Source organism: Providencia sp. PROV189 (assembly GCF_028480065.1).
Classification (GTDB): Bacteria; Pseudomonadota; Gammaproteobacteria; order Enterobacterales; family Enterobacteriaceae; genus Providencia; species Providencia stuartii.
Window position 1 is genome coordinate 19,161 of the sequence record NZ_JAMPOG010000026.1, and the last position, 13,504, is coordinate 32,664.

Genomic DNA, 13,504 nt, shown 5'->3' on the forward strand with positions numbered 1-13,504 from the left:
TGTGGAGGGGGCTTATCAGCGGCCCCCCTCATTTATTCGCGTTAAATGGCTTTATTGGTGCGCATTGAGGCGATCTGCTCCGCGCTATAACCTAACTCAGTTAACACTTCCTCGGTATGCTCACCTAACAGTGGCGCACTCTTAATCTCAGGGGTGAATGATGAGAACTTCATTGGACAACCAACAGTGAGATAAGTCCCGCGTTTTGGTTGCTCAACTTCAACAATGCTGCCGCTATCGCGTAATGATTGGTCACGAGCAATCTCACGCATGCTCAATACAGGCGCACATGGCACACCATATTTGCTTAAATATTCAACGGCTTCATGTTTGTCTTTATCGGCTAAGAATTTTTCAATTTCAGCAAAAATATCGAAGATATGTGGTTGGCGCGCTTGTGGCGTGCTGTAGGCAGGGTCTTTTGCCCACTCTGGCTTGCCAATAGCAATACAAGTTTGCTCCCAATCTTGCTCTTGGATAGTAAAATAGATGTATGCGTTTGGATCCGTTTCCCAACCTTTACACTTCAAGATCCAACCCGGCTGGCCACCGCCACCAGCGTTGCCCCCACGAGGAACGGCATCACCGAATTTACCGTTTGGATACTGAGGATACTCTTCAAGATAGCCCACTTTTTCTAAACGCTGCTGGTCGCGCAACTTCACACGGCAAAGGTTTAATACGGCATCTTGCATCGACATTGTCACGCGTTGCCCTTTTCCGGTTTTTTCACGGTGTAACAAGGCGGCTAGTAGACCAATTAATAAGTGCATTCCCGTATTACTGTCGCCTAATGCTGCTGCACTGACTAATGGTGGGCCATCCCAAAAACCTGTGGTTGACGCCGCTCCACCCGCAGCTTGCGCAACGTTTTCATACGCTTTTACATCTGCATAAGGGGAGTTCTCATTGAACCCCTTGATAGAGCCAAAGATTAACCGTGGATTTAGCTCTTGAATATGTTCCCAAGTAAAGCCCATATGGTCGATAGCACCCGGATGGAAGTTTTCAACTAATACATCCGCTTGCTTAATCAGGCGTTCCATGACCTCTTTGCCTTCCGGCGTTTTGGTATTCAGTTCAACAGAACGCTTATTACTGTTGAGCATGGTAAAATAAAGCGCATCGACATCAGGAATATCTCTTAACTGATTGCGCGTCACATCACCGACGCCTGGGCGTTCAATTTTAATTACGTCAGCACCAAACCACGCTAACATTTGGGTACAAGATGGCCCTGACTGTACACCGGTGAAATCGAGTACTTTGATACCTTGTAAAGGAAGATCCATGAATTACCTCATTATTTAGCTGTCGTAAATGGAATTGAATATTTATTTAGCTGTGGTGAAAGTCATTTCAAAAAATAAAGATTTTATTTAGATGGATTTTATTAATAAATAATGATTTACACCGTTATAATAAATATTTCACTTAATGTCTAGACGACAGAAATAATGTGTTTTAATAGCTCAATTATCCTTTCCTATTAATGATTAACAGTTATTAATACCCTATTCTTTCAATAATAGAACAAACCTCTATCTATATATACCAAAATAAACAATATGGATTATTATAATAAGACATTATTACATCTTATTTAGAGAGTCCTATTTGGTTGACTAAAAATCAATAACATAATTGGATGTTCTTAAATAAACATTCACAAACAACAAATTACATTTAAAATCAATTGATTAACCACGCTGCTGTTTTATTGGATTAAATAAAATTCAACAATAAGTTAATTATTATTGAATAATATTCAATTATTATTTATTTGATCTACTCCTTAATCAGGTGAATAAAACAACTCATAAAAAGAAGGTGATTAATAATGATCTTTATCGGTACGTCATATTTGTTTTATTAAAATAGAATCGGTTATGTATTTTTCTATATTATGATAATAGAGAAAAAAATTATTACACTCATTATGTTTATTCTTAAAATTAATCAAAGCGCACACTTTATATGAATATAAAAAGAAAGTGTTCCATTTTTTAATCCTCTTTTTATGAAAAAACCCACAAACAATATTCTTGTTTGTGGGTTTATTATCAGAACTCAACAATTGAAAGGTTTAATTTTTCTCTTGTTGCTGCTGTTTCTCTTTTTCGACGATTTCACGGTACCAACGCGGGTGATGCTTTTTCGCCCAACCACGGGTTACCCAACCTTCCACCATCGCACGCACAGAGCCTTTCACCCAGATTGCGGCATAAGCGTGCACGATAATCATAATGATCAGAGCTATCGCTGAAATGGAGTGCACGATAATCGCTGCACGATAAATTGGGATTGAGAAAAAGTCTGCAAAGTAAGGACGCCACATAATCACGCCACTTACAGCCAGTAGCACTAAGCAGATAGAGACAACCCAATATACCCCTTTTTGACCAAGGTTATATTGACCAACATCCCCAGCTTCTTCGTTTTTCAATACTTTACCGATATTTTTCGCCCACTTAATATCTTCTTTGTTGATAAAGTTGTGGTGAAAATAACGGAAAAACATAAAGACGAACAGCAGGAACATCGCGGTACCAACAAAAGGATGCAGGATCCTAGCGAGTTGTGATGTACCAAAAATGTTCATGAACCAGTTCAGTGATGGGAAGAAAAACCCCAATCCACTGATAGCAGTGAACAAAAAGCAAATCACAACCGCCCAGTGATTGATCCTCTCAATCGGCTTATGGCGAATAATTTTTTCATTATCCTGCGGTATCATTTTTGATCCTCCCCTTCAACTGACTTTGAAGTCTCAGAAGATTTTGAGTCCTGAATATCTTTCAGAGCCTCTTCTTCTTCTTTCTTGGAGACGCGGTTCGGACCAATACCCACATAGTGGAAGATGGCCGCCGCAAAGGTCGCAGCAAAACCAACCGCTGCTAACGGCTTCCAGATACCTTTCCAGAAAGTGACTGTTGGACTGATTGTCGGGTTGTCCGGCAAACCATGATACAACTGAGGTTTATCAGCGTGATGCAAAACATACATTACGTGTGTACCACCAACGCCTTCTGGATCATAAAGACCCGCGTTGTTGTAACCACGTGTTTTCAGTTCAGCCACACGGTCGCCTGCCAGCGCCGTCATATCCTCTTTGCTACCAAAATGAATAGCGCCTGTAGGACAGGTTTTCACGCAAGCAGGCTCTTGTCCAACTTCAACGCGGTCGACACAGAGCGTACATTTGTATGCTCGGTTATCTTCTTTGTTGATGCGTGGAATGTTGAACGGACACCCCGCAATACAATAGCCACACCCAATACAGTGCTCAGATTGGAAGTCAACAATACCGTTTTTATACTGAACGATCGCACCTTCTGACGGACAAGCTTTCAAACAGCCTGGGTCATAGCAGTGCATGCAGCCATCTTTACGGATCAGCCACTCGAACTTGCCATTTTCTTCCACTTCAGAAAAGCGCATAACGGTCCATGACTTCGCGGTCAAATCCGTTGGGTTATCATATACCCCAACGTTAGTGCCGATTTTGTCACGAATATCGTTCCACTCTGAACATGCTACCTGACAAGCCTTACAGCCAATACAGGTAGTCACGTCAATCAGCTTCGCCACTTCTTCCTTAAAGTCCCTCACTTGCGCGGGGGGCGTCAGGGAATTGGTGGCGGAGCGACGAATAATGTCTTGTGATTGCATTGACATAATTTATCTCCTTACACCTTTTCCACATTGACAAGGAATGATTTAAATTCCGGCGTTTGCGTGTTGGCATCACCCACATATGGTGTCAGTGTATTTGCAATAAAACCTTTCACTGCTAAGCCCTCAAAGCCCCAGTGGATAGGAATACCAATCGTATCCACATCCTTGCCGTTGACTTTCAACGTATGAATACGTTTCGTCACAACTGCTTTCGCTTTGATATAGCCACGCTTAGAGCTGACTTTCACCATATCACCTTGTTTAATACCTTTTTCTTTCGCCAAACGATCACCAATTTCAATGAATTGTTGTGGCTGAATAATGGCATTCAACAACGCATGTTTTGTCCAATAGTGGAAATGCTCTGTTAAGCGATAGGTTGTTCCAACATAAGGGAACTCTGTCGCTTTACCCATTTGCGCCCAGTCATCTTTGAACACACGCGCAGCCGGGTTCGAGACCACATTTGGATGTAATGGGTTAGTATCGAGCGGAGTTTCAATCGGTTCATAGTGTTCTGGGAACGGACCTTCTGCCATTTTGTCTAGTGCAAATAGGCGACCCATCCCTTCCGGTTGCATAATAAACGGATTCACACCACTTCCCGGAGGCGCATTGCTATAGTCTGGTACGTCCATACCAATCCACTTGCTGCCATCCCACTCAAGAATTTGACGGCGAGGATCCCATGGTTTACCCATTGGGTCAGCAGATGCTCGGTTATAGATAACACGACGGTTTAATGGCCATGCCCACGCCCAACCAAGGGTATTACCTAGGCCAGTCGGGTCAGAGTTATCACGGCGCGCCATCTGGTTACCTTTCGGTGTCCAGCTACCAGCAAAGATCCAACAGCCACTTGATGTCGTACCATCATCACGCAATTGAGCGAACGAACTCAGTAGTTCGCCTTTCTTCACAATGATGTTGCCATCGGCATCTTTCAGATCCACCAGCGCATAACCATTGCTTTCCTGAGCCACTTCTTCCGGTGTTGGATTATCACGGTCAAAGTAGTTCCAAGTCATGTTCAAGACTGGCTCTGGCGACTCACCACCTTCTGTTTCATAGAGTTGGCGTATACGGTGGTAGATACCCGACAGAATTTCGCCATCGCTAATCGCTTCACCGGGTGCATCTGCACCTTTCCAGTGCCACTGTAGCCAACGCGCTGAGTTAACAATCGAACCATTTTCTTCAGCAAAACAGCAAGATGGCAGACGGAAGACCGTTGTCTGAATTGCAGACGGGTCAACGTCATTCATTTCACCGTGATTTTGCCAGAAGTTTGACGTTTCTGTGTTCAGCGGATCGATGGTGACCAAGAATTTCAGCTTAGATAGCGATTTGATAATTTTGTTTTTGTTCGGGAATGAGGCTAATGGGTTAAAGCCTTGGCAGATATAGCCATTGACTTCACCTTTATCCATCATCTCGAAATAACGCAATACGTCGTAGCCCTGATCCCATTTAGGCAACCAGTCAAAGCCCCAATCATTCTCTTTCTGCGCTTTATCACCATAGAATGTCTTCATCATACTGACGAAGAATTTCGGGTAATTGCCCCAATAGTTAACCTGACCTGGTAGGGTCATTTTGGGTGTATTCGCAGCCAAATAGCTTTCGAGGGTAGTTTGTTTTTCTGACGGTAAAGTCAGATAACCCGGTAAGCTTTGAGATAATAAACCTAAGTCGGTCAGACCTTGGATATTCGAGTGACCACGCAATGCGTTAACACCGCCACCTAGCATACCCATATTACCTAGCAGTAACTGGATCATCGCCATCGTACGGATGTTTTGCGCACCGATAGTATGTTGTGTCCAGCCAAGTGCGTATAGGAATGAGGCCGTCTTATCTTTCGCGCTCGTTTCTGCAATGTACTCGCAAACTTTCAGGAAATCTTCGATTGGGGTACCGCAGATGTTATTCACCACTTCTGGTGTATAACGGCTAACGTGCTCTTTTAGTAAGTTCAAGACACAGCGAGGGTGAGTGAGCGTTGGGTCGCGTCGTGCGAAACCATTCTCATCCATCTCGTAGTTCCACGTCGTTTTATCATACTGACGTTTTTCGGGATCATAGCCTGTGAACAAACCATCATCAAAACCGTAATCTTCACGGATGATCAGGCTGGCGTTAGTGTAGGCTTCCACATATTCTTGCTGGATTTTTTTATTATCCAGTAGGTATTTGATCACACCTGACAAGAACGCAATATCGGTACCAGAACGTATAGGCGTGTAGAAATCCGCCACTGCCGCTGTACGGGTAAAGCGTGGATCAATAACAATCAGTTTGGCTTTATTATGGATTTTGGCTTCCATCGCCCAGCGGAAACCGACTGGATGCGCTTCTGCCGCATTACCACCCATAACAACAACAAGGTTAGCGTTTTTAATATCAACCCAGTGGTTGGTCATCGCACCGCGACCAAATGTTGGAGCAAGACTTGCTACCGTTGGTCCGTGTCAGACACGCGCTTGGTTATCCACGGCAAGCATGCCGAGGGCGCGACTAAATTTTTGGGTGACAAAACCTGTTTCGTTACTGGCGGCTGATGCACAGAGCATACCTGTTGTCAGCCAACGGTTAACCGTTACACCATCTTTGTTCTGTTTAATAAAATTGGCATCACGGTCTTCTTTCATCAACTTGGCGATGCGGTCAAACGCTTCGTTCCAAGTGATACGTTTCCACTCATTCGTACCTGGTTCGCGTACTTCAGGGTATTTGAGTCGACTTTCACTATGAATAAAGTCGATAAGTCCTGCACCTTTCGGGCAGAGTGCGCCGCGGTTTACCGGATGGTCCGGGTCACCTTCGATATGAAAAATGCTCTCTTTCGCATTTTTCGCTCCATCGCCTAAGCTATACATCAATAGCCCACAACCGACAGAGCAGTACGTGCAGGTATTTCGGGTTTCTTTCGCACGCAGTAATTTATACTGACGTGTGGACGCTAACGCAGTTGAGGGTGCAAAACCCAATGCTGCTGCCGTCGTACCCGCCATACCGCCAGCACAGATCTTAAAGAACTGTCTTCTGCTGACTTGCATGGGGATCTCCTCATTTACATTGCTCTTGTTACCCGGTGAATGTTTTAAATCGCATTATTCAGGTAAACTGTTCTTATTCAACGTCTTCCGTATCGTATTCAGGTTCATTGCCTGATAAATGGTGTAAATTCTTTTTACCCATAATCAATATTATGTATCATTAATGCTAGGAATTCATCTAATGCATGAAACAAATAACACGAAATTGTCAAAATCCATCAAAATGATTGGCGCAAATCACACAAGTGTGCAACAAAAAGGCAACCTCGATCAGTCTGTAACTGATTGGGTAGCCGAAGAATTACCTGTTGCTTTGGTTTATAATGGGATATCTCATGTCGTTATGATGGCGACCCCAAAAGATTTAGAAGATTTTGCTGTTGGGTTCTCATTATCGGAAGGGATCATACAGTCAAGGCAAGAAATTCGTGGAATTGATATTGTTCAAGGCTGCCATCGTGGTATTGAAGTGCATGTTGAGTTATCCAGCCGCCGTTTCATGGGGTTGAAAGAGCGCAGGCGCAACCTCGCCGGCCGGACAGGCTGTGGTATTTGCGGCACGGAACAACTCGACGAAATTTTTAAACCTATTTCCCCACTGCCATTCACCCAAACTTTCTCACTAAGTCACTTAGATAACGCATTATCTGAGCTAAAAAAAGTGCAAGAAATCGGAGCACTCACTGGATGTACTCATGCTGCCGCGTGGATTTCACCAGAGGGCCAATTGGTTGGCGGTTGTGAAGATGTTGGCCGCCATGTCGCATTGGATAAACTTTTAGGTATGAAACACCGTCATGATTGGCAACAAGGTGCCGTATTGGTTTCTAGTCGAGCGAGTTATGAGATGGTGCAAAAGGCGGCAAGCTGTGGCGCTGAGATTTTGTTTGCTGTTTCTGCTGCGACCTCATTAGCCATTGAAGTCGCGCAAAAAGCAAATTTAACGTTAGTCGGTTTCTGCCGCCAAGGAAAAGCCACAGTATTTACCCACAGTAATCGAATTACAGATTAAGCCACCGACTGATATTTCAAATAAACAATTAAAAAAGAAAAATATCAACGTCCTAACATTAAAAATAGTATGGCATGCGTAAACATTTACATAGCACTCCCTTTATTCATTTCCCAGAGAGTGCAACATCCAAAGGTTAGGCTCGATATATTCGCCCCATTGAGCTTGTGTATCGATATTAACGGGAACTAACGCCTGCGGTACAATATATTGGCCAGACTGCATAAAACGCATGCCTGTCCATGACTCCCATTGTTTAATGGTGCCAGCAATCACCATAGAACGATATACAGGCTGTAAAATTTTACCCCCTAATCGCCAATGTGTGCGTATCCAAGGGTCAAAAGGCTCCCCTTGTGCATTTTTCCATGCACAATAATCGTCAAATGATTGTAGAGGATAACGATGCTTTAAAGTGGGCCGTACAGGAACAACAACCGCCTTCGCCCCATACGCTACAGCCGCTTTTTTCAACGCATTAATCAGTAGTGCTGGAATTTGATAACCACGATATTCAGGCTCAATCGTCACTGATAATGCAGAAATATAGCGATCTTCACCTTGTTTATTCTCAACCGCAAAATTGAAAATATCATCCCAACCAAAATCAGGCAGTTTTGTCAGATTTTCATCAGGCCATAGAAAGGAGATCGCTTTAATGACACCGACGACCTTCCCTTTTCCATCCACATTCGCGACAGCTAAAAACTGAAATTGTGCATTCGGCTCTTCATACAATACTTGCCAATATTCATCACAAACAGCAGTTTGGCTCATAAACTCTGGCCATAATTTATCCAGCAGTTCATCGGATTCATCGATAAGGTCAGGTCGCTGTACAAAATTGTAGATGTGTATATTGGTAGGAAGCTTAATGCTCATGAATATAACCTATGACTAAAATTAGCTCGACATTATAAAAAGAAAAATCACAAGAAGGATTAAGACAAAATTAACGTTAAGCAGACATCATCTAAATAATAAGTATTTCTTAATGATGTTAGCACTATCACTGCTCTTTGCCATATATTGCGATATTCTCTTGATAATTAGATGAAATAATTAAACTAACACTCTAATTATATTATTTTTATAATAATCAAAGGAATACTATATGAATGATATCAAAACAAAAAAGCTAATATATCATCTTACTAGTTTGAAAAATATAAGAAATATATTGATTGAGGGCTTAAAGCCAAGAGTAGACATTAAGAAATTTCATGATATTGCAGACAAAGAGATCATCGAAGGTAGAAAAAAACATCAATTAGATAGCTATGTTCCGTTTCATTGGTTTTCACGCAATCCCTTTGATGGCAGAGTGCAAAAAAATTTTCCTAATGAAAAATTTGTACTCATTACGATTAAAAGAGAGTTGGCTCAAAAAGAAAACTGGAAAATTATCCTAAGGCACCCTTTGGCTTTTTGCCAATAGTTTATATGCAGGAAATAGTAAACATCTGTCACCGAATTGGGTGACTATTGACAATACAGACCTCATTAGCCGCCGTAAAGATACCTTTTGTATTCACCGATCGTCATGCATATCCTGTGAAGTCTCAGTTTTATAACCAGTTAACAGATCTAACGGCGATAGATTGACTGCAGCTTGCTGATAAGATAGCAAGCTGCCACAACTTTTAGCTAAGCAAATTTTTACTTGCCGATACAGAAACTGGAGAAAATACGGCCTAACAGGTCATCTGATGTAAATTCACCGGTGATCTCGCTCAGCTCTTGCTGTGCAAGGCGCAACTCCTCTGCAAGTAGCTCACCGGAGCGAGCAACGACCAATTGCTCATGACCTTGCGCTAAGTGCATTGCCGCTGCATCAAGGGCTTGTAGATGACGGCGACGAGCCAAAAAACCACCTTCGGTATTACTATTAAAACCCATCGTCTCTTTTAGGTGATCGCGCAACAAATCAATCCCTTTCTCTTCACGTGCAGATAGGCGAATTAATGGGTAACGAACATCTTCAACAAACTCAATTTTTTCACCTGTTTTATCCGCTTTATTGCGGATCACAGTAACAGGCAATGTTTCTGGCAGGCGTGCCATAAATTCAGGCCAAATTTCTTGAGGCTCTGTCGCATCCGTGGTGGTGCTATCAAGCATAAACAAAACTCGGTCTGCCTGTTCAATCTCTTTCCATGCTCGCTCAATACCAATACGTTCAACTTCATCACTCGCTTCACGTAAGCCCGCTGTATCAATCACGTGCAATGGCATACCATCAATATGAATATGCTCACGCAAAACATCACGTGTGGTTCCTGCAATATCAGTCACAATCGCTGCTTCACGACCTGCTAACGCATTCAATAAACTCGATTTCCCTGCATTAGGACGACCCGCAATCACCACTTTCATCCCTTCACGCAACAAGCTGCCTTGGCGAGCTTCTGAGCGCACTCGCTCTAAATCCGCTATCACGTCATCCAATTTGGCTTCAATTTTACCGTCAGAAAGAAAATCAATTTCTTCATCAGGGAAATCGATGGCAGCTTCGACATAAATACGCAATGTCGTCAATGCTTCGACCATTTGATGGATTTGTGCTGAAAATGCCCCTTGTAACGAGTTCATTGCCGAACGGGCGGCTTGCTCTGAACTTGCATCAATCAGATCTGCAATCGCCTCAGCTTGTGCTAAATCTAATTTGTCATTCAAAAATGCGCGTTCAGAGAACTCACCTGGGTTAGCAATACGCACCCCATCAATCGTCAAAATACGTCTAAGTAATAAATCAAGAATGACAGGACCACCATGGCCTTGCAGTTCTAGAACATCTTCCCCTGTAAATGAGTTAGGGCCGGGGAAAAAAATGGCAATACCTTGGTCCAGTACGGTGTCATCGACGTCACGAAAAGGTAGGTAATCCGCATAACGCGGTTTTGGTAGCTTACCCAACACAGTTTGAGCAACTACAGCCGCTTTTGGGCCTGATACACGTAAAATACCGACCCCACCACGACCGGGAGGTGTTGCCTGTGCAACAATCGTATCGTTGGTTTGCATGATGTCTCTCTGTCATTCCTATAAAAAATTAAGGCGGTCATGAATGGCCGCCTTAATACTATATCCTGAAATAAGCTTCTTGCTTACCCAAGACCTCTATTATTTCTTCTCTTTTTTATCGCGGCTATGTAGACCACGTTTTTCCAGACCGCGGTAGATGATCTGCTGCTGGATAATGGTCACCAAGTTACTCACGATGTAGTACAGTACCAGACCAGAAGGGAACCACAGGAAGAAGATAGTAAAGACGACCGGCATATAGGTCATAATCTTCTGCTGCATAGGATCGGTCACGGCTGTTGGCGACATCTTCTGAATAACAAACATAGTCACACCCATCAACACTGGCAGGATGTAGTATGGGTCTTGTGCTGACAAGTCCTGAATCCAACCAAAGAATGGTGCATGACGTAGTTCAACAGAACCCATCAACATGTAATAAAGAGCAAGGAAGATTGGCATCTGGATAAGCAGCGGTAAACAACCACCTAGTGGGTTGACTTTCTCTGCTTTGTACAACGCCATCATTTCTTGGCTCATACGCTGTTTGTCATCACCAATACGCTCACGCATTGCCGCCAGTTTTGGTTGCAATAAACGCATTTTCGCCATTGAGGTGTACTGTGCTTTAGTCAGCGGGTACATAATACCACGGACGATAAAGGTAATGATGATGATAGCAATACCCCAGTTACCGACAAAACCGTGAATAAATTTCAACAGCTTGAACAGTGGCTGAGAGATAAACCATAACCAACCATAATCAACCGTTAAGTCTAAATGAGGTGCCACTTCAGCCATTTCTGACTGGATTTCAGGGCCTACCCATAGCGTCGATGAATAAGTACCAGCACCATTAGCAGCAATCGTTAATGGTTGGCTCTTATAACCGATAATCGCCTCTTTTTGACCAAGGTCGATGGTGTAGAACGTGCTATTTTCATTACTTGCAGGAACCCACGCGGTTGCAAAGTATTGTTGCAACATCGCCACCCAACCACCTTTAGTGGTGACATTGAGTTTTTTATCTTCGATATCACTAAAGCTATATTTTTTATAGTTAGATTCATCTGAAGAATAGGCTGCACCACGGTATGTATGTAATGCGAAGTTGCTGCTACCTGTATCACGTTCTTTTGGTAGTTGAATAGTTTGTTTTAACTGACCAAAGAAGGCAAGGTTCAAAGCTTGCGCTGTTGGGTTCTGAATATTGTATTCAACATCAACATTGTAGTGGCCGCGTTTCAACACATAGGTTTTTTGATAAACCACACCGTTTTTGTCGGTGAATGTCATCGGAACACGTAGCTGATCTTGGCCATCCGCAAGAATGAAACTTGATGATTCCACACTATAAACAGGGCGTTGACCATTGCTATTATCTGGGTTATCTGGGCCATGTTGGCCAATCAGACCACTTTGTGCCTGATAGATAAAATCGGGTGTAGTTTCCAGTAAACGGAAGGGACTTTCCGAATGAAGGGTTGCAGGATAGGCTAACAAGTCAGCCTCATCGATATCACCACCACGAGTATTGATGCGTAAATCTAACACATCCGTTTTCACTGTGATTAGCTTACCTTGCCCACTGCTTGTAACAGCTTGGGAATCACTGCTTGGCATATCTGTTTGTTGTGTCGTTTGGACAGTTTTTAGATCCTGAGCAGCTTTATCGCTTTCCCAGGCCTGCCATACTAAGAACGAAACAAATAGCAAAGCGATGAGTAGAAGATTGCGTTGCGAATCCATCGTTATAATTCTCTATTATCATCGTTTTTTTTAGGCGGAACAGGATCGTCTCCACCAGCGTGTAAAGGGTGGCATTTTAATACGCGTTTCGCCGTTAACCAACTACCTTTTAACATTCCAAACCTGCGCAATGCCTCAATTCCATAATTTGAACAAGTTGGATTGAAACGGCAACGAGGCCCTAACAGTGGGCTAATTGCCAATTGGTATCCCCTAATCAACCCAATCAGGAGTTTTGAGCCAAGCGACAGTGTCGACGCCATAATTTACCCAATGTTTCCGTTATTTGTTGATTATCGAGATTAGCAACCCCTTTTCTTACCAATACCACAAAATCCATGGGAGGCAACTCATGTTGATGCAAACGAAAATATTCACGGGCTAATCGCTTAATACGATTTCGCTCATGAGCTCGTTTAACATTTTTTTTGGCGATGGTGAGACCGATGCGGGGATGCCCCAGCTCGTTTAGGCGACCAAGGATTGTTATCTCTGGGGAACTCGCCCTCTGCGGCTGCTTAAAGACATTATCGAAGTGCCTGGGAGTTAACAAACGTAACTCCCGGGTAAAAGCGAGCGTAACCACTTGAATAGAGGGCTAGCTTTATTACTTAGATGAAACGGTCAGACGAGCGCGGCCTTTAGCACGACGGCGAGCCAGAACCTGACGACCATTTTTAGTGGCCATACGAGCACGGAAACCGTGTGAACGGTTGCGTTTCAGTACGGACGGTTGAAAAGTGCGTTTCATAACGATTTCTACCTAACTTTAAAATTTATTACTGATTCAGTAAACGCGTTGGCAACCAGTGGAAACTGATTTACACCTGTGCCTCTATCGCAACAATATAGAAAGAGGCAGGATTGTAATAAAACATAGGGGGTCACGTCAATGAAATGACGCAATCAAACCACTTTATTTATAGCCTGGCTGACAGGTTTGCTGACATATGCTGCAACAGCGAATGAAGCGCCATTTTCA

The 13,504-nt window shown here is 43.2% G+C and carries 12 protein-coding genes; 2 read left to right on the forward strand and 10 right to left on the reverse strand.

Annotated elements, in window-relative coordinates; translation table 11 throughout:
* Positions 1–41: 41 nt before the first annotated feature.
* The 4 genes from frc to fdnG all read right to left on the reverse strand — a co-directional run bounded on the left by frc (position 42) and on the right by fdnG (position 6,737).
* A complete protein-coding gene (frc, locus tag PR833_RS15485; RefSeq protein ID WP_014657168.1) occupies positions 42–1,292 on the reverse strand; it encodes a formyl-CoA transferase in 1,251 nt (416 codons plus the stop codon).
* Positions 1,293–2,086: 794 nt separating this feature from the next.
* On the reverse strand, positions 2,087–2,737 hold the full coding sequence (gene fdoI / locus PR833_RS15490; protein ID WP_053110690.1) for a formate dehydrogenase cytochrome b556 subunit: 651 nt from the start codon (positions 2,735–2,737) through the stop codon (positions 2,087–2,089).
* Entirely contained in the window at positions 2,734–3,678 is a 945-nt protein-coding gene (gene fdxH / locus PR833_RS15495) for a formate dehydrogenase subunit beta (RefSeq protein ID WP_014657167.1), read from the reverse strand. The genes fdoI and fdxH overlap by 4 nt, the downstream gene beginning before the upstream one ends.
* Before the next feature lie 11 nt (positions 3,679–3,689).
* Complete coding sequence (gene fdnG, locus PR833_RS15500) at positions 3,690–6,737, reverse strand: formate dehydrogenase-N subunit alpha (protein WP_080728249.1); 3,048 nt, start codon at positions 6,735–6,737, stop codon at positions 3,690–3,692.
* 181 nt (positions 6,738–6,918) lie between these two features.
* Here fdnG and fdhD point away from each other — a divergent pair, with 181 nt between their 5' ends.
* Positions 6,919–7,749 carry a formate dehydrogenase accessory sulfurtransferase FdhD gene (gene fdhD, locus PR833_RS15505; protein ID WP_014657166.1) on the forward strand — a complete coding sequence of 277 codons (831 nt, stop codon included), beginning with the start codon at positions 6,919–6,921 and terminating at the stop codon, positions 7,747–7,749.
* 102 nt (positions 7,750–7,851) lie between these two features.
* On the opposite strand, the gene PR833_RS15510 is transcribed toward fdhD, so the two are convergent.
* Positions 7,852–8,631 carry a transferase gene (locus PR833_RS15510; protein ID WP_121875329.1) on the reverse strand — a complete coding sequence of 260 codons (780 nt, stop codon included), beginning with the start codon at positions 8,629–8,631 and terminating at the stop codon, positions 7,852–7,854.
* 232 nt (positions 8,632–8,863) lie between these two features.
* Between PR833_RS15510 and PR833_RS15515 the strand changes: the two genes are divergently transcribed.
* Entirely contained in the window at positions 8,864–9,187 is a 324-nt protein-coding gene (locus tag PR833_RS15515) for a DarT ssDNA thymidine ADP-ribosyltransferase family protein (RefSeq protein ID WP_060560777.1), read from the forward strand.
* 221 nt (positions 9,188–9,408) lie between these two features.
* Here the strand turns inward: PR833_RS15515 and mnmE are convergent, their stop codons facing one another.
* The 5 genes from mnmE to rpmH all read right to left on the reverse strand — a co-directional run bounded on the left by mnmE (position 9,409) and on the right by rpmH (position 13,273).
* The gene (gene mnmE / locus PR833_RS15520; protein ID WP_004924119.1) at positions 9,409–10,773 is read right to left on the reverse strand and encodes a tRNA uridine-5-carboxymethylaminomethyl(34) synthesis GTPase MnmE; all 1,365 of its coding nucleotides are present in this window, start codon (positions 10,771–10,773) and stop codon (positions 9,409–9,411) included.
* 99 nt (positions 10,774–10,872) lie between these two features.
* On the reverse strand, positions 10,873–12,522 hold the full coding sequence (yidC, locus tag PR833_RS15525) for a membrane protein insertase YidC (protein ID WP_121875279.1): 1,650 nt from the start codon (positions 12,520–12,522) through the stop codon (positions 10,873–10,875).
* Between the two features lie 2 nt (positions 12,523–12,524).
* Positions 12,525–12,785, reverse strand: coding sequence for a membrane protein insertion efficiency factor YidD (yidD, locus tag PR833_RS15530; RefSeq protein WP_014657163.1), 261 nt, complete (start codon positions 12,783–12,785; stop codon positions 12,525–12,527).
* Complete coding sequence (gene rnpA / locus PR833_RS15535) at positions 12,749–13,108, reverse strand: ribonuclease P protein component (protein ID WP_004924110.1); 360 nt, start codon at positions 13,106–13,108, stop codon at positions 12,749–12,751. Before rnpA ends, yidD begins: the two co-directional genes overlap by 37 nt.
* A gap of 21 nt (positions 13,109–13,129) precedes the next feature.
* Positions 13,130–13,273, reverse strand: coding sequence for a 50S ribosomal protein L34 (gene rpmH / locus PR833_RS15540; protein ID WP_004906236.1), 144 nt, complete (start codon positions 13,271–13,273; stop codon positions 13,130–13,132).
* Positions 13,274–13,504 lie beyond the last annotated feature (231 nt).